Source organism: Candidatus Chlorobium masyuteum, assembly GCF_011601315.1.
GTDB lineage: Bacteria > Bacteroidota > Chlorobiia > Chlorobiales > Chlorobiaceae > Chlorobium > Chlorobium masyuteum.
Genome location: NZ_JAAORA010000004.1, coordinates 1 through 21,559, shown reverse-complemented (window position 1 = coordinate 21,559; position 21,559 = coordinate 1). Strand labels below are relative to the sequence as shown.

General features: G+C 50.3%; 22 protein-coding genes and 6 tRNA genes. 17 read left to right on the top strand and 11 right to left on the bottom strand.

Annotated features, from left to right (window positions below; genetic code table 11):
• Positions 1–66: 66 nt before the first annotated feature.
• Positions 67–339: an RNA recognition motif domain-containing protein gene (locus G9409_RS08140; protein ID WP_166808299.1), complete on the bottom strand. Its 273-nt coding sequence runs from the start codon at positions 337–339 to the stop codon at positions 67–69.
• A gap of 392 nt (positions 340–731) precedes the next feature.
• On the opposite strand from G9409_RS08140, the gene G9409_RS08135 reads away from it, so the two are divergent.
• Positions 732–2,480, top strand: a complete 1,749-nt coding sequence (locus G9409_RS08135) for a cation:proton antiporter (protein ID WP_166808298.1) — start codon at positions 732–734, stop codon at positions 2,478–2,480.
• Positions 2,481–2,575: 95 nt separating this feature from the next.
• Here G9409_RS08135 and G9409_RS08130 read toward each other — a convergent pair whose 3' ends face one another.
• Entirely contained in the window at positions 2,576–3,175 is a 600-nt protein-coding gene (locus G9409_RS08130; RefSeq protein ID WP_166808297.1) for a flavodoxin family protein, read from the bottom strand.
• 76 nt (positions 3,176–3,251) lie between these two features.
• The gene (locus tag G9409_RS08125) at positions 3,252–4,256 is read right to left on the bottom strand and encodes an aldo/keto reductase (protein WP_166808296.1); all 1,005 of its coding nucleotides are present in this window, start codon (positions 4,254–4,256) and stop codon (positions 3,252–3,254) included.
• Between the two features lie 255 nt (positions 4,257–4,511).
• Between G9409_RS08125 and G9409_RS08120 the strand changes: the two genes are divergently transcribed.
• Positions 4,512–5,474 (top strand): alpha/beta fold hydrolase, encoded by a 963-nt coding sequence (locus tag G9409_RS08120; protein ID WP_166808295.1) that lies wholly within the window; start codon positions 4,512–4,514, stop codon positions 5,472–5,474.
• A 58-nt stretch (positions 5,475–5,532) separates the two neighbouring features.
• Here the strand turns inward: G9409_RS08120 and G9409_RS08115 are convergent, their stop codons facing one another.
• Positions 5,533–6,180: a phosphoribosylanthranilate isomerase gene (locus tag G9409_RS08115; protein ID WP_166808294.1), complete on the bottom strand. Its 648-nt coding sequence runs from the start codon at positions 6,178–6,180 to the stop codon at positions 5,533–5,535.
• A gap of 181 nt (positions 6,181–6,361) precedes the next feature.
• Between G9409_RS08115 and G9409_RS08110 the strand changes: the two genes are divergently transcribed.
• Positions 6,362–6,433 (top strand) — tRNA-Gln (locus tag G9409_RS08110).
• Positions 6,434–6,494: 61 nt separating this feature from the next.
• Here the strand turns inward: G9409_RS08110 and ahcY are convergent.
• The 3 genes from ahcY to G9409_RS08095 form a co-directional block, all read right to left on the bottom strand.
• A complete protein-coding gene (gene ahcY, locus G9409_RS08105) occupies positions 6,495–7,910 on the bottom strand; it encodes an adenosylhomocysteinase (RefSeq protein WP_166808293.1) in 1,416 nt (471 codons plus the stop codon).
• A 33-nt stretch (positions 7,911–7,943) separates the two neighbouring features.
• Positions 7,944–9,158 carry a methionine adenosyltransferase gene (gene metK / locus G9409_RS08100; RefSeq protein ID WP_166808292.1) on the bottom strand — a complete coding sequence of 405 codons (1,215 nt, stop codon included), beginning with the start codon at positions 9,156–9,158 and terminating at the stop codon, positions 7,944–7,946.
• Between the two features lie 273 nt (positions 9,159–9,431).
• Entirely contained in the window at positions 9,432–10,409 is a 978-nt protein-coding gene (locus G9409_RS08095) for a sugar phosphate nucleotidyltransferase (RefSeq protein ID WP_166808291.1), read from the bottom strand.
• 255 nt (positions 10,410–10,664) lie between these two features.
• Between G9409_RS08095 and G9409_RS08090 the strand changes: the two genes are divergently transcribed.
• The 9 genes from G9409_RS08090 (at position 10,665) to rny (ending at position 16,563) form a co-directional block, all read left to right on the top strand.
• The gene (locus G9409_RS08090; protein ID WP_166808290.1) at positions 10,665–11,066 is read left to right on the top strand and encodes an NUDIX hydrolase; all 402 of its coding nucleotides are present in this window, start codon (positions 10,665–10,667) and stop codon (positions 11,064–11,066) included.
• Between the two features lie 169 nt (positions 11,067–11,235).
• Positions 11,236–11,308 (top strand) — tRNA-Pro (locus G9409_RS08085).
• Positions 11,309–11,335: 27 nt separating this feature from the next.
• Positions 11,336–11,408 (top strand) — tRNA-Arg (locus G9409_RS08080).
• Between the two features lie 26 nt (positions 11,409–11,434).
• Positions 11,435–11,510 (top strand) — tRNA-His (locus G9409_RS08075).
• A gap of 9 nt (positions 11,511–11,519) precedes the next feature.
• A tRNA-Glu gene (locus G9409_RS08070) sits at positions 11,520–11,591 on the top strand.
• A 77-nt stretch (positions 11,592–11,668) separates the two neighbouring features.
• Positions 11,669–14,080: a phenylalanine--tRNA ligase subunit beta gene (pheT, locus tag G9409_RS08065; RefSeq protein WP_166808289.1), complete on the top strand. Its 2,412-nt coding sequence runs from the start codon at positions 11,669–11,671 to the stop codon at positions 14,078–14,080.
• A gap of 13 nt (positions 14,081–14,093) precedes the next feature.
• Positions 14,094–14,399 (top strand): hypothetical protein, encoded by a 306-nt coding sequence (locus G9409_RS08060; protein WP_166808288.1) that lies wholly within the window; start codon positions 14,094–14,096, stop codon positions 14,397–14,399.
• A 10-nt stretch (positions 14,400–14,409) separates the two neighbouring features.
• Complete coding sequence (locus G9409_RS08055; RefSeq protein WP_006367271.1) at positions 14,410–14,673, top strand: cell division protein ZapA; 264 nt, start codon at positions 14,410–14,412, stop codon at positions 14,671–14,673.
• Between the two features lie 315 nt (positions 14,674–14,988).
• Complete coding sequence (gene rny, locus G9409_RS08050) at positions 14,989–16,563, top strand: ribonuclease Y (protein WP_166808287.1); 1,575 nt, start codon at positions 14,989–14,991, stop codon at positions 16,561–16,563.
• A 90-nt stretch (positions 16,564–16,653) separates the two neighbouring features.
• Here the strand turns inward: rny and hisB are convergent, their stop codons facing one another.
• Together hisB and G9409_RS08040 are read right to left on the bottom strand one after the other, a co-directional pair.
• A complete protein-coding gene (gene hisB, locus G9409_RS08045) occupies positions 16,654–17,256 on the bottom strand; it encodes an imidazoleglycerol-phosphate dehydratase HisB (protein ID WP_166808286.1) in 603 nt (200 codons plus the stop codon).
• A 7-nt stretch (positions 17,257–17,263) separates the two neighbouring features.
• Complete coding sequence (locus G9409_RS08040; RefSeq protein WP_328700125.1) at positions 17,264–17,479, bottom strand: DUF2905 family protein; 216 nt, start codon at positions 17,477–17,479, stop codon at positions 17,264–17,266.
• A 113-nt stretch (positions 17,480–17,592) separates the two neighbouring features.
• Here G9409_RS08040 and secG point away from each other — a divergent pair, with 113 nt between their 5' ends.
• From secG to nadS, 4 genes are all read left to right on the top strand, one after another.
• Positions 17,593–17,952, top strand: coding sequence for a preprotein translocase subunit SecG (gene secG / locus G9409_RS08035; RefSeq protein ID WP_166808284.1), 360 nt, complete (start codon positions 17,593–17,595; stop codon positions 17,950–17,952).
• Positions 17,953–17,959: 7 nt separating this feature from the next.
• Positions 17,960–18,031, top strand: a tRNA-Lys gene (locus tag G9409_RS08030).
• Between the two features lie 260 nt (positions 18,032–18,291).
• Positions 18,292–19,323, top strand: a complete 1,032-nt coding sequence (locus tag G9409_RS08025; RefSeq protein ID WP_166808283.1) for a virulence RhuM family protein — start codon at positions 18,292–18,294, stop codon at positions 19,321–19,323.
• Positions 19,324–19,762: 439 nt separating this feature from the next.
• The gene (gene nadS / locus G9409_RS08020) at positions 19,763–20,053 is read left to right on the top strand and encodes a NadS family protein (RefSeq protein ID WP_166808282.1); all 291 of its coding nucleotides are present in this window, start codon (positions 19,763–19,765) and stop codon (positions 20,051–20,053) included.
• Positions 20,054–20,210: 157 nt separating this feature from the next.
• Here the strand turns inward: nadS and G9409_RS08015 are convergent, their stop codons facing one another.
• Both G9409_RS08015 and G9409_RS08010 read right to left on the bottom strand, forming a co-directional pair.
• Positions 20,211–20,522: a HigA family addiction module antitoxin gene (locus G9409_RS08015; RefSeq protein WP_166808436.1), complete on the bottom strand. Its 312-nt coding sequence runs from the start codon at positions 20,520–20,522 to the stop codon at positions 20,211–20,213.
• 16 nt (positions 20,523–20,538) lie between these two features.
• Positions 20,539–20,832, bottom strand: a complete 294-nt coding sequence (locus tag G9409_RS08010) for a type II toxin-antitoxin system RelE/ParE family toxin (protein WP_166808281.1) — start codon at positions 20,830–20,832, stop codon at positions 20,539–20,541.
• 253 nt (positions 20,833–21,085) lie between these two features.
• Here G9409_RS08010 and G9409_RS08005 point away from each other — a divergent pair, with 253 nt between their 5' ends.
• Positions 21,086–21,241 carry a helix-turn-helix domain-containing protein gene (locus tag G9409_RS08005; protein ID WP_235923273.1) on the top strand — a complete coding sequence of 52 codons (156 nt, stop codon included), beginning with the start codon at positions 21,086–21,088 and terminating at the stop codon, positions 21,239–21,241.
• Positions 21,242–21,559 lie beyond the last annotated feature (318 nt).

Here is a 21,559-nt window from a genome sequence, read left to right as displayed (position 1 = left end):
GTTTACAATAACAAAGCCGGACAGAACGGCTGCTCTGCCCGGCTTCGGATAAAAGAAAAAAGAGGCTCAGTAGCGGTCTCTTCTTGCCGGTCTCTCTTCGCGAGGTTTGGCTTCGTTGACCTTGACGGTGCGGCCATTCAAATCCTTTTCGTTCAGTGATTCGATAGCTTCACGAGCTTCACTGTCGTTAGGCATGTCCACAAATCCGAACCCTTTGGAGCGGCCTGAAAATTTGTCGATGATGATGCTTGCGCTCTCTACCTGTCCGAACTGGGAGAAAGCGTCACGAAGATCATCCTCAGAGGTAGTGTAAGCCAGATTGCCGATGTAAATATTCATTGTTTAAAAGCAGTATACATGTGCATTGATAAAGGGAGATACCGCCAAGTAACCAAAGCACAAATTACTTGAATAGCGATCAATCAACCATTGACTGATTTCTATTGGAAGATTACGCTATTTAATGATAGAATGCAATAAGGGCTCAGCTATAAAATTATTCTGCCGACCTGTCGGGAACTCAATGGTTCACACTTCTGCAGCTTCTCATGCAAACCCGGTCACAAGCTCTTCTTTTTGCACTCCCTGATCTTCAGTAGTGGTATTTCAACGAGGAAAGTTTTACTATTGTAACATGATGCTGTTTCCTGTACTGACGGTTTTCCTCGCTTAGATCAGCCTCGCTTTCATGATGAATAATGAACCGTAGATCCTGACCTGACAGTAACGCTATGCATGATTTCGATTTTCTTGGTGAACTGGTGCTTATCGGTGCGCTTGCCATTGCCATCATCCTTGCTTTTCAGCGCCTTAAAATTCCGCCGGTTATCGGATTGATCTTTACGGGAATTCTGATAGGTCCGTCGGGTATTGGCGCGGTCTATGATGAAAAGCTCATCGCAACCCTGGCCGAACTCGGTGTTATTCTCCTGCTCTTTGCCATCGGACTTGAGTTTTCGCTGGATGACCTGAAAAAACTCAAGAAGATCGTGCTGGTGGGGGGGGCTGTCCAGATTCTGGTTACCGGCATGGTGGTCAGCACGCTTGCCTACTGGTTCATGTTTGCAATCGGCAGTGGCGTTACCCCTGCTGCCGCCGTGTTTCTCGGCTTTACGTTTTCAGTCAGCAGTACGGCGATCTGCCTCAAGATTTTGACCGACCGCGATGAGCTTGGCCTTCCGCATGGCCGCATCGCACTTGGCATCCTTATTTTTCAGGATATTGCGGTGGTGCCCCTGATGATCGGGATTGATTTTTTAAGTCCTCATACCGCGCTCTCCTTCGGGCTGATTTTTAAAAAAATCGGTTTTATTATCCTTTTTGCTTCGGCTATTTTTATCGGCTTCAGGATCCTGATGCCGAAAATAGTCCGTCTTATTGCCTCGCTGCAGGCAAGGGAGGTTCTGGTAATCGGGGCGCTGGTGATCTGCTTTGGCGCGGCCTATCTGACATCGCTTGTCGGCCTTTCACTTGCACTCGGCTCGTTTGTTGCCGGCATGGTTATCGCCAGTACCGATGAGAGTCATCAGATCAGTATGACTATTGACCCGTTCCGGGAGGCATTTACCAGTATATTTTTTATCTCCGTCGGACTTCTGCTCGATATCAGAGTGATCAATCTCCCTCTTTTTATTGCCATTGCCCTGATGGTACTGCTCGTCAAAGGGCTGGTTGTCGGGGGAGTATCCATTTTTCTCGGAAACTCCCTCAGGGTGAGCATGATGGCCGGTATGGCCCTTGCCCAGATCGGAGAGTTCTCCTTTGTCCTTGCAGAGGCGGGACTGAAGAACCGATTGATCGATCACGAGGTCTTTCAATCCATGCTCGCCATCATTGTGGTAACCATGACGGTCGCTCCGGCCATGATAGCCCTTGCCCCAAAATTGGCTGATCAGGTTGTGCCCGCACTTGGATTTATTCCGCTCCCCTCAAGGGATCCCTCATCGGTTACGGCTCGTCCGCCCGACTCCACCATCATCTGCGCGGGGGAGATTCATGCGGCAATTATCGGATTCGGTGTTAACGGCCAGAATGTAGCGGCGGTGCTGCATGCCACCAATATCTCCTACTCGGTTCTTGAGATTGACCGGGAAACAGTTAAACTGATGAGAAGAAAAGGGGAACCGATCTTTTACGGCGACTGCACAGAGAAAAAAGCGCTGCTTCGCGCCGGAATCAATCATGCCCGTGCGGTTGTGCTCGGTATTTCCGATGCCACAGCTGTCCGGCAGAGTATTGCGATGATCCGTGAAATCAATAAAAAAGCGTTCATTATCGTCAGGGCAAGAACCCTTGATGATGTTGCCGCACTCTATAGTGAAGGTGCCGATGTGGTCGTTACCGAAAAATTTGAGACCTCCATCCAGATCTTTTCACAGCTCCTTAACCACTTTACGGTTGATCCTGAACTGATTCTTGAGCAGCAGGAGATTATCCGGCGTGAATGCGAAAAGATTTTTCTGGGTTCATCTTCAGCCTGACAGATCCCTGCGTAGGGGCGTATGGCAATACGCCCTTACAATCAACCGTGTCATTTCGAAATCTCTCACGATGTAATCGGGAGAGGGTGAGAAATCTATGCAGCAAGCTCTCGGCCAAGTGCACGGGCCTTGTTTTTAGACCGCTCGCTGATCTCTTTCTGTTGCTGCTGGGCCGCCAGTCCGATAAAGAGGGTACCGACCGGCTTTGCTCCGAGCAGGTTAGCCGCTGTTTTCAGCAAGCGCAGAACATCGCCCGATCTCTTTGCAAAAAAAGCCGGGGCCGCAGAAGAGCCAACGAGCACCGCAACTCTCTTTTTCTCGGGATCTCTCGCTTTCGGAGCACCCTGGCCCCACGGCCAGTAAGAAAAACTGATAAGGCGCTCGATAAATGTTTTCATCACTGCCGTAACCGATCCGGCATTCATCGGTGAGCCGAGTACCAGAGCATCGGCTTTGTCGATATCGCCGAGCAGCGCCTCCATCTCATCATCCTGAACACATACTCCACGCTTGAGCCCCTCCTGCTGCGTGCAGCTCCGGCAGTTTGTGCAGTATGAGAGCCTTTTGTCGATCAGATAGTGTTTTTTTGTGGTCGCCCCCTCCGCCTTTGCTGCAGCAAGGATCTCATCAATTGCCTGATCAACGGTGCCTCCTTTGCGGTAGCTCCCCACAATTGCGACAATATTTCTGCTCATGGCGAATATGGTTTTGTCGGGTTGAAAGAGTCTAAATATTTTTCTCCGCTGACAGTGGTGTTGTGCGATCCCTTTTCTATCGATTGATAAACTTCATCATGCTCTCCGGGTAGCGCTCTCCTGAAGCTGCATTTTTTGGAAGGGCAGTGGAGATTTCAGTCATCTCGGATTCGCTGATGACAACCGATCCGGCCGCAATATTCTCCTCAAGGTAGCCTCTCTGCTTGGTTCCCGGAATCGGCACAATGTCCGCACCCTGAGCCAGCACCCAGGCCAGTGCGAGTTGAGCGGCAGTTATCCCTTTTTTTGTGGCAATCGCCTTGATTTTTTTTACCAGCTCCAGGTTTTTCATGAAATGCTCTCCCTGAAAGCGGGGTGAGTTGCGGCGATAATCGTCAACAGGAAAATCATCCGGGCTTTTCAGCTCTCCGGTCAGAAATCCCCGGCCAAGCGGACTGTATGCCACCAAGCCGATTCCCAGCTCACGCAGGGTTGGAAGCACCACCTCCTCCGGTTCGCGGCTCCACATCGAGTACTCGCTCTGCAGTACTGTGAGCGGATGGACGCTGTGGGCGCGGCGGATGGTATCGGCACAGGCCTCCGAGAGGCCGATATAGCTCACCTTGCCGGCTGAAACCAGTCCGGCCATCGCTCCGACGGTCTCCTCTATCGGTACCTCGCTGTCAACGCGGTGCTGATAGTAGAGATCGATATGGTCAATTCCGAGACGTTTCAGTGACGCGTCACAGGCGGAACGGACATACTCCGGTCTGCCGCTGATACCGGTAACGGGAGCCCAGCCACCATCTTTTGACGGAGTGCTGCGCATGATGCCGAACTTCGTGGCGATCTTGACCCTGTCACGCAGCCCCTTGAGCGCTTTTCCGATCAGCAGTTCATTGGTAAACGGCCCATACATGTCCGAGGTATCCAAAAAGTTGATACCGAGCTCTATAGCCCGGTGAATGGTGGCTATGGACTCACTCTCGTTTCGTACTCCGTAGAAATCGGACATACCCATACACCCGAGACCCTGGGCCGATACCGTCAATCCCTGTGTTCCAAGTTTTCTCTGTTCCATACTTCCTTTTTTGGCCGGTTTGTATTCTGTTCGGGATTGTTATGGTATTGAACAGAAGATTTTGCAAAAAACCAAGAAAATATCATGACTGAAATGCTCCAGGGTCAATGGAGAACGTTGATGAATACGGGAGTTACGTAAGGTAATTACAGTCGTAATTCGCCATGCGGCACCGGTTCTTGAGTGAGTGTCAAGTTTTTGTATATTTAAAAAATAAAAGACCATATCTCTACTCACTATAAGTTGATACGTGTTATGGTACACCAGCAGTTACCCCCCACAGAGAAATTTTCCCTCTACCGTCAGGAACTCCTCGATCTTCAAGCTTCATCAGATTCGGCTGCTGCCAAACGGGCAACGTACGAACTCTCCCTGATGGAGAAGAGTCATTTTATTGAACTCAACGGCATTGTGCATCACTATCATGATTCAGGCCCTCAAGATGCTGCACAAACGGTGCTGCTTATTCACGGCTGGGATTGCTGGTGGATGTGGTGGCACCATCAGATTGCTGCTCTCAACAAGCAGGGGATCCGGACCATAGCCTACGACATGCGCGGTCACGGTTGGTCGGACAACGATCCGAAAAACCACTACCATATCGATTTTTTTGCTCATGATCTCCACGAGCTGGTTACAAAACTCGGCCTTGGAAAGTTTCATATAGCTGCATTCTCTTTCGGTCCTTTTGTGGCGCTTGACTATGCGCGTTCTCATCCCGGGTTGATTCGTTCAATGACCTTTTTTAATTTCGGCTACCTGCCGAACAGTGCCTTTATCCAGGCATTCGCCACGTCGACGATCACCTTTGTATTCAACAATCTGCTGCGCAAACTCACCTGGTGGCTTCCCGCCTATATCTTTGCCCGGCTGGTTCTGGCGAAGAACACGGTACTGCTTCACGATATCCTTATCGGCTTTAAAAGTCTCGGATTCTGTGCTCCGGAGGCCATTGATCAGACAACCCGGCAGATAACCTCATTTGAAATAACCGAGTCGGTTCCGGCTATGGTTCGCGCGGTTGACGGGCCCATGCTCTTTGTTGCCGGTGCAGGGGATGCGATCATGACGAGCGAGAATGCCCAAAAGCTCACCGAGCTGGCCGGAAAGGGTCGTTTTATCTCTGTGCCCGAGTGCGGCCACCTCATTACAGTCGAGCTTCCCGATACCGCTTCAGAGATTATTCTGGGAGAGGTAGCGGCTTTCAGCAACACGTAGAGTGCGGTTGGGGTTGCCGAGACTCCCGGTGCAGGGAAGCGATAAATAGCGGTGATCGTTACATCGGGGCTCTACGTGCCGCCTCGATGAATGCCTTTATTTTTATCGGATCCTTTATGCCCGGTTCACACTCAACGCCGCTTGCGGTGTCGACAGCCCAGGGACGGACTCTCCGGATTGCCTCAGCAACATTGGTTTCGTTCAGGCCTCCGGCAAGAATGGTGTAGCAGGAGTTTGCGAGTTCACGGAAGATTCGTGAGGCGAGCGCCGTTCCGATAGTCTCGCCTGTTCCTCCATCCATGCCGGGCCGGTAGGTGTCAAAGAGAAAGGTGTTTATGCCGCTCTGCCGGGCGTACGATCGTACACACGCAACATCAAAATCCTCTTCGGGACGAAATACCCGTATTACCCTTGCTTCATGTAAGGATTGTGCATCCGCCGGAGAGTACTCTTCACTGTGAAGCTGGGCTATCTGCAGGTTGCAGAAACGGCAGATCTCATTGATCTCTTCAGGTGATTGATCGACAAATATCCCCGCCGATTGAACAAACGGAGGCAGTTGTGCAATAATTGCTCTGGCGTTTTCAGGCGAGATTACTCTGGGGCTTCTCCTGCTGAAGTTGAAGCCGAGGCAATCCGCGCCCGCAAGGGAGGCATCCAGGGCATCCGACAGGCGGGTTATGCCGCAGATTTTAATTTTAACCATTGCGCAGTCGTTTCATAAGGTGGCAGAGGAGAAGTGACAAGATAGCGTATAAATTTCAGAAAATCCCGGAGGCGTTGTAATCCCGTTTGAAGAGGCTCATTATCCCCCTCACTGGTTGTGAGTTTCTCTTATTGTGCGTATATTCGGCACCGGTTATGACCCCAGGGTCACAGCCGCAAGTTGGGGCGTCGCCAAGTGGTAAGGCATCGGCCTTTGGAGCCGACATCCGCAGGTTCGAATCCTGCCGCCCCAGCAACAAAAAAGGCAACCCGTTAAGGTTGCCTTTTTTGCATTCATGTTGAAACCTCAACCGGTCAATAGCGGTAGTGTTCCGGTTTGTAGGGCCCGCCAACAGGTACACCGAGATATTCGGACTGCTCACGGGTAAGCTCTGTGAGTTTGACACCGAGCTGGTCGAGGTGCAGTCGTGCAACCTCTTCATCAAGTGCTTTTGAGAGCCTGTAGACGCCAACCTCATACTCGTTGGTCCAGAGGTCAATCTGGGCGAGTGTCTGGTTGGTGAAGGAGTTGCTCATGACAAATGATGGGTGACCGGTAGCGCATCCAAGGTTTACCAGGCGGCCTTCAGCAAGCAGGTAGATGGAGTTGCCGTTTGCAAAGGTGTACTTGTCAACCTGCGGCTTGATGTTGAGTCTTTTTGCACCGGCAAAGGTGTTGAGCTGCTCTACCTGGATCTCATTGTCGAAGTGACCGATGTTGCAGACAATAGCTTCATCCTTCATCCTCTTCATGTGCTCAAGCGTGATAACATCCTTGTTTCCGGTTGTGGTTACAAAAATGTTGCCTTCGCCGACCGCATCATCCATTGTGGCAACCTCGTAGCCTTCCATGGCTGCCTGCAGGGCGCAGATCGGATCGATCTCCGTTACAATCACCCTTGCGCCATATGCGCGCATGGAGCGTGCAGAGCCTTTGCCTACATCACCATAACCGAGCACAACAACCACCTTGCCGGCAACCATAACATCGGTTGCACGCTTGATGCCGTCAGCCAGTGACTCGCGGCAGCCGTAGAGGTTATCAAACTTGGACTTGGTAACCGAATCGTTGACGTTGATGGCCGGGAAGAGCAGTTCGCCCTTTTCCATCATCTGATAGAGGCGGTGAACACCGGTGGTGGTCTCTTCCGAAACACCCTTCATTTCGGCCGCAACCTTGTGCCAGCGCTGGTTGTCCTCTTCGAAGACCTCCCTGAGCTGCTGGTAGAGCGCTTTCTCTTCGGCATTGCCCGGAGCTTTTTCAAGCAGTTCCGGATTGTTCTCGATTTTGTAACCGAGGATGATCATCAGGGTAGCGTCACCGCCATCATCAACGATCAGGTTCGGTCCCTTTCCGCCTTCAAATTCGAGAATCTGGCGGGTACACCACCAGTATTCGTCAAGGGTTTCGCCTTTCCACGCAAAGACCGGTACACCTGCCTTGGCAATAGCCGCGGCAGCATGATCCTGTGTGGAAAAGATATTGCAGCTCGCCCAGCGAACCTCGGCTCCGAGGTCCACAAGGGTTTCAATCAGCACGGCGGTCTGGATGGTCATGTGCAGGGATCCGGAAATACGGGCACCACGCAGTGGCTTTTTGCCTGCATATTTTTTCCGGATAGCCATAAGACCGGGCATCTCCTTTTCAGCAATATCGATCTCCTTGCGTCCAAACTCGGCAAGAGAGAGATCGGCTACTTTATAATCAAGCACCTCTGCGACTGTTGTCATTTCTTCATCGGGTTTTAATAGTGTTGAAATTGTTCAGGCAAGGTTGAAGGCTTTCTTCAGCTCGGCAACTTTATCGGTTTTTTCCCAAGGGAAGATATCACGGCCGAAGTGCCCGTAAGCGGCGGTCTGCTGATAGCTCCATCCCTCTGGTTTGTTAAGACCGAAGTGCTTGATGATTGCTGCCGGACGAAGATCAAAGATCAGTTCGGCTTTTTCCTGGATCTGGGCATCGTTGAGACCCTGTTTGGCGGTATCGTGGGTATTGATGTAGATCGATACCGGACGGGCAACACCGATGGCATAGGAGACCTGGACGGTGCATTTGTCTGCGAGGCCTGCTGCAACAATGTTCTTGGCAACATGGCGTGAAGCGTAGGCTGCGCTGCGGTCAACCTTCGAAGGATCCTTGCCGCTGAATGCACCGCCGCCGTGAGGAGCTGCACCGCCGTAGGTGTCAACAATGATCTTGCGACCGGTAAGGCCGGTGTCGCCGTGTGGTCCACCGATTTCAAAACGACCGGTCGGGTTGATGTGAAGCTTCGTGTTTGCGTCAAGCAGGTTTGCCGGAATCACTTTATTGATAACATTGGCGATGATATCCTTCTTGATGACAGCCTGCCATTCGGCTTCGCTGACACCTGCCGGTTCCGGATCGTGCTGGGTTGATACCACAACCGCATCCACACGTTTTACTTTCTCGTTTTCATATTCCAGTGTGACCTGGCTTTTTGCATCAGGACGAAGGTAGGTCATGATTTTGCCCTCCTTGCGGATTTCGGCAAGTTTTTTGACGAGCTGCTGGGCAAACTGGATTGCAGCAGGCATGAGCTCGGGGGTCTCGGTGCAGGCATAGCCGAACATCATACCCTGGTCACCGGCGCCGACGCGGTCAAACTCGTCAGCAATCTCTTCCTTGCGGTCAACGCCACGGTTGATGTCAGGTGACTGGCTGTGGAGTGCGGAAAGCACACCGCAGGAGTTCGCCTCAAACATATACTCACCCTTGGTGTAGCCAATCTCGCTGACGACCTGGCGGGCAATTTTCTGGATATCAACAATTCCCTTGGTTGTGACTTCACCGCCTACAATTACCTGGCCGGTTGTAACGAAAGTCTCACAGGCAACACGGGAGTTGGCATCCTGACGGAGAAAATCATCAAGTACGGCATCGGAAATCTGATCGGCAACTTTGTCCGGATGTCCTTCTGATACGGATTCTGAGGTAAAGAAATACCTGGTCTGTGACATGTTTCGATAATGTTTTGGTTAAACGAAAAACAGCAACAACAGAAAAAAACTGCTTCAATGGAGAGCTTTTCGGGTGAAGGGGATTTCACGGGGAAACGACCTGGACACGGAAAAACTTCCGGCAAGCTCGAGGGCAGAACCCCTGTTGAGAGCTTGTGACACCGTGTCCATAGGTAATGGGAGTGTCAAGAGAAAAATAAAGCTCAAATGTAATAATTCAAAAGCTTCCATGCAAACTTCTCTTACGGGCGCCCGTCATAAATTATCACATTATCAGCCAACACGGATTTCCGAATAGTCTCCGATATTTATTTCATGCGGGTTGCCGGTAATGACCGCATTGTTGCCCACAATGGATTGATCGAGCATGATATTGCTCACGCGGGCTTCATTGCCGATAATAGAGCTCCTGACAATGGCATTTGAGATAACGGCGCCCTCTCCGATTGTGGTATTGGGGCCGATAACGGCATTTTCAAGTGATGCTTTTTTGCCAATGAATACCGGCTCATTGATAATGCATCCGGGATATGCGGTAACCGGGTTATTCTTTTTCAGCAGAATCTCATTGGTGGAGAGCAGGGTCTCGGGTTTGCCGCAGTCGTACCATCCCGATACAGGAAAGGTGGTGAATGTTTCCCCCCTTTCAATCATGAGCTGGAGGGCATCGGTGAGCTGATACTCTCCTTTGGTCATGATACTGTGCTCAATAAGATGGTCGATACTTCTGAAGAGCGGTCCGGCTTTGAGGAGAAAATAGAGGCCGACAATAGCAAGATGACTGATCGGGGTGTCAGGCTTTTCGACCAGTTTCAGGATCTTTCCCTTTTCGGTTATTGCGACGCCGAACCGTCTCGGATCCTCAACCTCTTTTACTCCGAGCGTCGATTCCGTGCTTTTCAGCACCGGATCGAGATCCACATCAAAAATGGTGTCACCAAGAATGATCAGCAGAGGCTCATCTTTATCCACAAACAATTTGCACATCCAGATTGCATGGGCGAGCCCGAGCCGGTCCGGCTGATTGACAAAGGTGAATTTGATGCTGTAATTTTTCAGCAACCACTCCTCAACCATGTATCCCAGATAACCCACAATCACAATAGCCTCATCAATTCCGGCGGCAATGAGCTTGTCCATGATGTGACCGATAATCGGTTTGCCAGCAACGTTCAGCAATACTTTTGGGTGAGAGAAGGTGTGGGGCCGTAAACGGGAGCCTACACCTGCAACCGGAATGATTGCTTTCATGTTTTATGAGTGGTTTTGTTGAGAAGAATCGTCATTATCAAATTAGTCATACCGTTGCCGCCGCACAAGCGGTTAAATAAGAAAATCAGTTGTATTTTACCTATTTTATGCCGATATGATGAATGGGATCTCAGTCTGTTTAATACCGTGAGTCCCGGAGTACCGTGAGTAGAGAGTAAAATAAAGGCCTTTTCTGCGACAGAGCATCGGTCAAGGGAGGGGAGGAAGCAGTAACCGTTACAGGATAGCTCTTATATGGAAGTGAGGATCAAACGCTTATTCAGGCAGTCTGCGGTGATTCCTGTTCTTGACGGCAGGGTTGTTCTTATTACGGCAAAAAAATCTGACCGCTGGATCATCCCGAAGGGACATGTCCAAAAAGGGTTATCTCCGGCTGACTCCGCCGCAAAGGAGGCTTTTGAAGAGGCGGGCCTTATAGGGGTGGTGCATCAGCAGCAGGCCGGTCAGTTTGGATACCGGAAATTCGGCAAACACTTTTCCGTCGAGGTCTATCCGCTCTATATTAATACCATGCTTGAAGAGTGGGATGAAATGCATGACCGTCAGCGAAAGCTCGTTACCCCGGCTGAAGCGATCGAAATGGTGTGGCATGACGACCTCCGCAGGATTATTTCGGATTTTTTCGCCGTTAACTGATTCTGTAGGTTTTTGCGAAAGAGCGGAGAGCACTCTTTTTTTGCCGGGGAAGGCATCGAAAGGAGTTACCTGTGGCCTCCACATCACTGCCACTGAATCCGGCTTTTTTGGGTAAATTATTTTTTTGTAATTAATCATCTTGTGCTATATTGGGCCTTCCGTTAAAGAACGGGGCGTGGCGCAGTTGGTAGCGTGCCTGCTTTGGGAGCAGGAGGTCCCGAGTTCGAGTCTCGGCGCCCCGACAGGTAGATGTTCTGGCGATTGAAGTTGCGCCCGTAGCTCAATGGATAGAGCATCAGCCTTCTAAGCTGAGGGTTACTGGTTCGAGTCCAGTCGGGCGCACAAATAAAAGTCCGTAGGTTTTCTATGGTGATTGTAGCTCAGTTGGTTAGAGCGCCAGGTTGTGGCCCTGGAGGTCGGGGGTTCGAGTCCCCTCATTCACCCATGTTTTTTGGCCCCATCGACTAGCGGTTAGGTCACCACCCTTTCAAGGTGGCGGGACGGGTTCGAATCCCGTTGGGGTCACGCTTTTTGCGTTTCAAAGCTCTGTTCGTTGCCGGTACAGGGCTTTTTTTATTCATGAATGCAGATTTTCCTCACTTATGAAAATATCTGTCAATTGGCTCAAAGATTTTCTCCCCTCTTTTTCTTCCGATATTCCTGTACTTGTTGAAAAATTAACCTATCTCGGGCTTGAAGTGGAGGAGGTCATAGCGAGCGTGCTTCCCGATGAACGGGTTGTTGTCGGCAGGATCAATGAGGTTGCTGGCCATCCCAATGCTGAGCGCCTGACCATCTGCAAGGTTGATGTCGGCGGTGAAGAACCGCTTCAGATTGTCTGCGGTGCCCCGAACGTCAAGGCGGGCATGCTTGTTCCTGTTGCCACCGAAAAAGCGAAGCTGAAGCTTCCTGACGGCGAGACCCTTACCATCAAAAATTCGAAAATACGCGGAGAGCGCTCATTCGGCATGATTTGCGCCGCCGATGAGCTCGGCCTCTCCGCAGATCACTCCGGTGTCATGGAGCTTGATGCATCCTGCACCGTCGGGGTGCCCTTTGCCCGTTATCTTGAGGGTGACGTGGTGCTCGATATTGCCGTTACACCAAACCGGCCTGACGTGCTCTCCCATCTCGGCGTTGCAAGGGAGCTTGCCGGACGCGAAACGATACACTATCCTGCGGGCAAGACGGTTGCGTTTTCAAAAACAGGAACTCTTGTTGATGTCCGGGATGCTGTTGCCTCTCCATACTATTCCGCTGTTGTCATTCGTGGTGTAACTGTTGCAGCGTCACCAGAATGGCTTCGTCGCAAGCTTGAAAGCATCGGGCTGCGGTCGAAGAACAACATTGTTGATATCACCAACTATATCCTTCACGGGCTCGGTCAGCCGCTGCATGCCTTTGATCTCGCCAAACTTGCCGGCGGGCGGGTTGTAGTGCGCAGCGACGTGCAGGGGGAGTTTACGGCCATCAATCAGGAGAGCTGCCGTGTTGAGCCGGGTATGCCGGTTATCTGCGACGGTGAAAAGCCGGTCGCCCTCGCCGGTGTTATGGGAGGTCTGGATTCGGCGGTGAGTGAGGCTACCGTTGATATTCTGCTTGAGGCCGCCTGTTTCTCGCCCTCCATGGTCCGGAAATCAGCCAAAAAAGCCGGTATTGCCTCTGACTCCTCATACCGCTTTGAGCGGGGTATCGATCCGAACAATGTCAAACGGGCGGCAGAGTGTGCGGTTGCGCTTATTCTTGAACTTGCCGGAGGCCATGTTGAATCGGCCCGGGAGTCCGGCTCTTCGGAGAGTGAACTGCGCAGGGTCGTTCTGAGGCCTGAGCGGGTCAACGCACTGCTCGGCAGCTCTATTCCGGCTGACGAGATGCGGGAGCTGCTTGAGCGGATCGGCTTTTCAGTCGAGAGCCGAACAGAGGAGTCGATGACCTTTCTTGTGCCCTCATGCAGGGTTGATGTCTCCCGGGAGATTGATCTGGTCGAGGAGGTCGCCCGGCTCTACGGTTATGACAATATTCAGCCCTCTTCACAGCTTTCGACCATCTATCCGCAGTCGCGGAAAAATCCGGAATACTTCCCCGATTTTCTCCGCAGCATCATGGTCGGCCTGAACTTCAGGGAGATTCTTACCAACCCGCTTATCAAGAGGGATGATGCCGCGCTCTTCAGCGATCAGCTGGTCGCTGTGCTCAATCCTATCAGCGAAGGGCTTGAAGTGCTCCGTCCGGGGCTTCTTCCCGGTTTTCTGAAGGTTATCAGTCACAATATCCGGCACGGAAACAGGGATCTGAAATTCTTTGAAGTTGCCCGCGCCTTCAGCATGCTGCCCGGCAGCGAAGGGGATACCAACTCCCCGCTCGACGCCTACAGCGAAAAGGAGTATCTCCTCCTTGCCATGACCGGGAGCCGTTTTCCAAGAATCTGGAACCAGTCACCGGAAAAGGCTGATTTTTATGATGTTATGGGTGCGGTCGAGATGCTGCTTGAGAAGCTGAATTTGCTTGATAAATCAGTGGTGAATATTTATAATGAAAAAACTGTCAGCATTACTCTGGAGCTGACAGAACGTGGAAAGTCCTGCTCCTACAGGGCAGGCGTTGTCAAGCAGGTCGAAAAAGACCTTTTGGGGAAATTTGATATCGGGCAGGAGGTTTTTATTGCGGAGCTTGATGCAGCTGTTCTGGAACGCTGCTTCAATCCCGAAGTAACCTACGAGCCGCCATCCAGATTTCCGGTTGTACAGAGGGATCTGTCGCTTGTTCTGCCGCAAAATGTTACCGTTCAGTCACTTGTGGAAGTTGTTCGTTCCAGTGACGCTTTGATCAGGGATGTCTGTGTGTTCGATCTTTTTGAACGCCCGGAAGCTGAAGGAGGGGAGCGCAGTGTCGCACTCTCGCTTGAAATAGCCGATCATACGGGAACACTGCAGGATGAAAGAATCAGCGATATTCTCTCAAAAGCAGGCAGTAATGCCGTGAGTAAACTTGGTGCGGTAATTCGACAAGTCTGATACTCTTTGTTCCATGCATGATTCTGACGGGCTGAATATCAAGGGTGAAGTCAACATCCTTGAGGGAAATATTGAAAATCTGGTTGCCCGGCTTACAGAGTGCCGTAAAGAGAATGATTTGCTGCGATCTGAACTGTCAAGTCTGCAGAATATACTGAGATCATGCAAGCTGCCCGGAACGGTTGGAATCTCTGCCGCCGATGCGCCGGAGAGTTCGGGAGGAGAGTTTTCCTTTGCAGAAAAACTTCAGGTTAAACAGAAGCTTGTCCTCATTTTGCAGAAAATAGAGATGGAACTCAGAAACGATCAGACATTGTAACGAAAATGAGATGGAAAAAATTGATGTACATGTTTATGGTGACAACTATCCTTTAAGGGTTGAGCGGCGGGATCTGACGGAAAAGGCGGCCCGGGATGTAGACGGGATCATGCGACTTTTTGCCGAAAAAGCCCCGACGTTTGAACCGGTCAAACTTGCTGTTCTTTCGGCTATTTCATTTGCCGAAAAAAAGATCGAACTTGAGGAGGAGATAGCGTCGCTGAAGCAGAAAATTGCCGATCTGAATGTTTTTATGGAACAAAATCTGCAATAAACATTTACATTGAAAGAGAAGAAATTTCCGCACCAGTTGCTTGGGGTGTCTTGTAAGTAAAAGAACTAACATCAACAAATCGGGAGCCAGACTCTTCGTTTTGATTGCAGGCCTTGTTGAACGCTTCTGACTCCGGTCAGAAATGTTCAAGAGCAGTGGAAACACCGCTCCATTGGAAGCAAAAAATCTGAAGGAGGCACCCACCGTGTACAACGGGTTCTTGAATCTTACACATCTCTTGATGGTGCGGATTTTTTTTGTTTAAAACGGTGCTCCCACATCGATTACGGGGGCAGCAAAAAGGAGGTTAGTTTAATGGGTATAGTTATAAACCTGTTTTTAATTGTCAGTGCTTCAGTGGTTTTTTTTGCGGCAGGTTTTTTTATCGGACGTTTTTTTCTTGAAAGTATCGGAACAACCAAGGTGCTTGAAGCCGAGGAACGTGCCGTGCAGATAGTGCAGGAAGCCCAGAAAGAGGCCAACGAATACAAGGAACTCAAGGTCAGCGAAGTAAACCAGGAGTGGAAGAAGAAACGGCGTGAGTTTGACCAGGAAGTGGTCATCAAGAACAACAAGTACAATCAGCTCCAGAAGCAGATGCAGCAGAAGGAGGCGCAACTTAAAAAGCAGCTTCAGGATGTTCGCGATATGGAGCGCAAACTGCAGGATCAGCGCAAGGAGATCGACCAGACCACGGAGTCGGTCAACCTTCGTTCGACGGACCTTGACCGCATTATTCTTGAGCAGAACCAGCGTCTTGAAAGCATCAGCAATCTTCAGTCCGAAGAGGCCCGCCAGATGCTTATCGACAATATGGTCTCCAAGGCCCGCGAGGAGGCTACCGAAACCATTCACCAGATTCATGCAGAGGCTGAACAGAATGCCGGTCGTCTTGCAGAAAAAACCCTGTTGACCGCCATTCAGCGGATATCCTTCGAGCAGGCTACCGAAAACGCACTCTCGGTTGTGCACATCCAGAGCGACGAGCTCAAAGGCCGGATTATCGGTCGTGAGGGACGCAACATCAAGGCTTTCGAGAATGCTACCGGTGTCGATATCATTGTTGACGATACTCCTGAAGTGGTTATTCTCTCCTGTTTCGACCCCCTGCGCCGCGAACTTGCCAAGCTGACTCTCCAGAAGCTGCTTGTTGACGGTATCATTCACCCGGTGGCTATCGAAAAAGCCTATGCTGATGCCAAAAAAGAGATTGACGATGTGATCATGAGTGCCGGTGAAGAGGCGCTCTCCTCGCTTCAGATTCCCGACATGCCTGCCGAGATTGTCTCTCTTATCGGTCACATGAAGTTTTACACGGTCTACGGCCAGAACCTTTTGCTCCACAGCCGTGAGGTTGCCATGCTTGCCGGTCTGATGGCTGCCGAGCTCAAGCTCGATGCCCGTCAGGCAAAACGTGCCGGACTTCTGCACGACATCGGTCTTGTTCTTCCCGAAAGCGATCAGCCGCATGCGATCAGCGGCATGACCTTCCTGAAAAAATTCAATGAGTCAGCAACCGTGCTCAATGCCGTTGGCGCTCACCATGGTGATGTCGACAAGGAGACGCCTATCGCCGAGCTCGTTGACGCAGCCAATGTTATTTCACTTGCCAGGCCCGGCGCCCGTGGTGCGGTCACTGCAGACGGCAACGTCAAGCGTCTTGAGAGCCTTGAGGAGATTGCCAAGGGATTCCCCGGTGTGCTCAAAACCTATGCGCTGCAGGCTGGACGCGAAATACGGGTTATCGTTGAAGGTGACAATGTAAGCGATTCACAGGCCGATGTGCTTGCCCACGATATCGCCCACAAAATCGAATCGGAAGCGCAGTATCCCGGTCAGATCAAGGTCTCCATTGTCCGCGAAAAACGCTCGATTGCCTACGCCAAGTAACAGCAATTGTTGTTTTCATGTTTTAACAGAACCCCCGGTTGCCCGGGGGTTCTCTGTTTGTGGTTTTTCGACTTCCTGTTTGCAAAAGCTTTAAATGCTGCCTTTGGTTGAGGGTATGGCGCTCCCGGTGATAGTTGTTGCAGTTTTCATCGCATAGGCGAAGGACTTGAAGATCGCTTCGATCTTGTGATGGGTGTTCTGCCCCTCAAGGATCGAGATGTGAATATTGGCCTTCAGGCTCTCCGAGAGCGAGAGAAAGAAGTGGTGCACCATCTCGGTTGAGAGCCCCTGGATCACCGGGCGGCTGAACTCTGCGTGGAACACACAGAAGCTTCGTCCTCCGAGGTCAAGCGCACAACGGGCGAGCGCCTCATCCATGGGAATGATTGCCCAGCCATAGCGCTGTATGCCCCGCTTGTCGCCAAGCGCCTCATTGATGGCACTGCCAAGCACAATACCGATATCTTCAACACTGTGATGATCATCAACATCAATGTCGCCCTTGCACTGGATTGCAAGGTCAAATCCCGAGTGGCGGCTGAAGTTGGTCAGCATATGGTCGAGGAACACCACTCCCGTGCTGATGGAGCTTGTGCCGGTACCGTCCAGCGTCACGGTTACCGAAATGTCGGTCTCTTTGGTTGTTCTCTTGACCGTAGCCGAGCGGGCTTCTCTCTTTATTGAATCAGGCATGGAGGGGTTAACGGATAAATTTGTTGAAAAAATAGACGATCAGGCTGAGCAGTATCGAAATCAAAATTGAGCTGCCCAACGGAAAGTGAAGGCGGAAGTTCTCCTTCTCGATTTTCATGTCGAGCGGAAGCGATCCGAACCAGTTGAACCACCCTGTGATGCCTGTTTTTCCTGATGCAATCATGAAGAGTCCGACAACTATTGTGACGGCCCCTGCAATCACCAATAATTTCCCGGCATCTGAAAACACGGCTTGGATATTTTTTAAAAGTTGCTAAATTAAGGCCTTCATCATTTGAAGATACGATATTTGCAAATTTATTAAAGAGGCCGGAAATGCATGTTTTCATTGTGGTTGTCGCTTTACTCGCAGCGATCCTTCTGATCGGTGTGATTCTGCTGCAGAGCCCGAAGAGCGGCAGTGGCCTTACCGGTGGAATGGCAAGCATGGGAACCGTGCAGACGCTCGGTGTCCGGCGTACCGGAGATTTTTTAAGCAAGATGACCGCTATTCTTGCGGGCTTGGTTATGGCTATCTGTTTTATTGCCCAGTTCACCCTTCCGGGCAAAGAGTCCGACAGGGCTCCGGTTAAAAGTGTTCTTCAGCAAAGTTTGCCAGCAGCTCCCGCAGCTCCGGCCCCTGCGACTCCCGCAGCGCCAACCCTGCCGGTTGCTCCTTTGGCACCGATAAAATAAAAGCGTTGCACTCGTGGCTCAATGGCAGAGCAACTGACTCTTAATCAGTGGGTTGAAGGTTCGACTCCTTCCGAGTGCACATAAACGACAAAAGACTTACAAGCGTTAGCCTGTAAGTCTTTTGTCGTTTACAGCCAGGGATCGCCGGGCTCCAGCCCGGCACAAAAACAACCTTTCGCTCAACACTTTAACCGTCACTCTTTGGTGGATATATAACTGGTTTTACATAAATTCACTTATAATATACGCGCCACTCGATTGCGACCAAATGCATGCATAGTCGAAAAAATGCGGCAGGAAAAAGTACAACCAGAATCTTTTTAAAACGGTATAGGCGCCATGAAGAAAAAAGAGGTTATCCCTGCTGGAGGCTCATTTTTGCTTTACAGTACCAGCGATGGAAACGCAACGATTGAAGTTCGTCTGGAAAACGAAACCGTTTGGCTAAGCCAGGCAGCTATGGCAGAGCTGTTTCAGACCACAAAGCAGAATGTCAGTCTGCATCTTAAAAACGTTTTTAAAGAAGGCGAACTGGATGAAGGTTCAGTTGTCAAGGATTACTTGACAACTGCCACTGACGGGAAAACCTATCAGATTAGCAGTTATAATCTTGAAGCAATCATTGCCGTTGGCTACCGGGTGCGCTCGTCTCGTGGGACCCAGTTTCGCAAGTGGGCAACGCAGCGATTGAACGAGTATCTGGTGAAAGGGTTCACCATGGATGACGACAGGCTGAAGTCTGGTGCCAACATTGGTTCCGATTATTTTGATGAGCTGCTTGAACGGATACGTGATATCCGTACCAGTGAAAAGCGCTTCTACCAGAAAATCAGGGATATCTACAAACTGGCAATAGACTACGATCCAAAATCTGAAGAGACACTTGATTTCTTTCAAATTGTTCAGAACAAGCTCCATTTTGCTGTTTCGGGTAAAACCGCTCCGGAGCTCATTGCAGAACGGGCAGATGCCTCCAAAGCTAACATGGGATTGACTTCCTGGAAAGGTGAGAACGTCAGAAAAATCGATGTTACTATTGCCAAAAATTATCTCAACAGCGAGGAGATGGAACGCCTGAACAGGATTGTTACCATGTATCTCGATTATGCTGAAGAGCAGGCAACTCGTCACCGGCAGGTATTCATGCTTGACTGGCGCGAAAAACTCGATGCGTTTCTGAAATTCAATGAATGGGATATTCTGCACGATGCAGGGACGGTTACTCGGGAAGTTGCCGACGCTTTGGCATTGGAAGAGTATGAGCGATATCATCAGTATCGACTTTCAAAAGAAGCTGATGATGAGGCATTGGCTGATGACCATAAATTGAAAGCAATAGAAGCAAAAGTGAAAAAGCGGGCCAAACAATGAAACCGTGATTCAATCCGGCATCCAGCATCCGGCATCCAGCATCCGGCATCCAGCATCCAGCATCCAGCATCCGGCATCCAGCATCCAGAATTCAAAATCTCTTCAAGGAGGCATCTCTCCTCAGGCTTGCTGTGGCATGAAAACTACTCGTTATGAATACCGTCCCGTAATTTGGCTTTTGCATCGTTTGTAGAGTTAGTCGAGAGCGTCCCCGAAGTATGTTCCGTCAAAATCTTCCCGTCCAAGCTCCCCCGACGCATCCCTCTTCACGCCTTAAGTTTTTTTGAGACACTTTTGTTTACGCAGTTGTGAACGTCCCCGAGTATGTTCCGTCATGCAGAATCTGAAAGCGATATGGCTGGCTGTCGTTGTTAATGCCATACCGTAATTGACAGGGAAATCGGAATTTTGCGAGAATTTGTGAAGGAGCTGTAGATATATGGAAAAGAGTTTATTTGATGATCTGGTGCAAACTTTGCAGGAGGCCATGGATATTTCTGATTGCAAGGCCGAGGCTTCGCGGCAGTTTACCATAACCTTACCGGATGTAAAATCTGTCCGGGAGAAAACCGGCTTGTCACAACGTGATTTTGCCCTGATGATGCGCGTCAGTATCAGGACACTTCAAAACTGGGAACGGCATCGTCACAATCCAACCGGCCCGGCTGCAGCATTGCTCAAAATTGTATCGGCAGCTCCGGATGTGGCGCTGAAATCATTACAGTCATGATGCTCTAAGGGTGTTTTGACTGCCAAGGGAATTGCTCATGGAAGAGAGCCTGTAAATCCAGACACCGACTATTCTTGCTTCTTCAGTTTGTCCACTTGTGTCCACTACCGTCCACCATATCTTCGTCCACTACGTCCACTCTCTTCTGACTCCAACGTTATGCCGGTTTGATGACAGCCGGTTTGATCATTTTCAGGATTTTATCCTCTGCTTTGCGGGAATGATACAGGTCCCAGCGCTGCTGAAGGTTCATCCAGAAATCAGCCGAGTTTCCGAAAAACAGTGCCAGACGCAGTGCCGTTGAGGGGGTTACTCCGCGCCTGCCGTTTATAATTTCATTGATTCGCTGGTAGGGAACAAGAATGGCATCGGCCAACTGCCGCTGGCTGATTGCCATAGGGGTTAAAAACTCCTCCAGCAGCATCTCTCCGGGATGTGTAGGTGATCTATGTGTCGGTATGCGTATCATGTTCTTGTTATGGCTTTTAATGATAATCAACTATTTCAATGTTTTTAGGACCGGAAGCTGACCACGAAAAACAAATTCGATACTGCCGGTTTATGCGAATGCTGTATTGACCGTTTCTTTCTCCTGACAATGCTTCCAGATGATTTCCCGGCGGAATACGCAACTCTACCAGAGCAGCAACAGAATCAAGCTGATCGAGTTTCCGTGAGGCATGCCGCCATAATGAAACAGGACACAATTTCAGAGCGGCTTTTGTGCCCTTTCCGTTGAAGATATCTTCTGTTGCCTTGTTTTTGAATGACAGTATCATGATAAAACGGCTTCCATGCTATAATGCTTTAATCTAAACTATTTTTCGTGATATCTTCAAAGTACATTTTTTACCATGGACAGATGTTGACCTGACTCGTGAGCGATATATGATTGTGTTGCCGGGTGATCCTTTGGCACCAGCAAAATAAACGCGTTGAACTCGTGGCTCAATGGCAGAGCAACTGACTCTTATGTAGTCGGAAATTAAAAACCCACCAATTTCGGAAATTAGTAGTCACCCAGGCAGCGGCTTGTCACAACGTGATTTTGCCTTGATGATGCGCGTCAGTATCAGGACACTTCAAAACTGGGAACGGCATCGTCAAAATCCAACCGGCCCGGCTGCAGCACTGCTCAAAATCGTATCGGCAGCTCCGGATGTGACGCTGAAATCATTACAGTCATGATGCTCTGACTTTCGTGAGCAAGGCCATGAAGGATAGAAAGCAATTCCCTCTTTTCTCTCGTCAATTCAGCATTAAAAATCTCATCAGCTAAGCCCCGTGGGGCGAAATATTGTAAGCAAATACAAAGCCTCCGCTGCATCTCTTTTCATCCCTGTGTGCGTTTCAGCTCCTTATATTATCGCTATTCAACAACGTCCGTGTGCCGCAGATAAGCGGCGCGAGAGATGAGGGTAGGCCCCTCGCAATCGGCTTGCAGGAGCAGATTGCAAACCACTGTAAGCGGCTGTAGTCAAAAGCTATGGTCGTGAGCGTTACAGA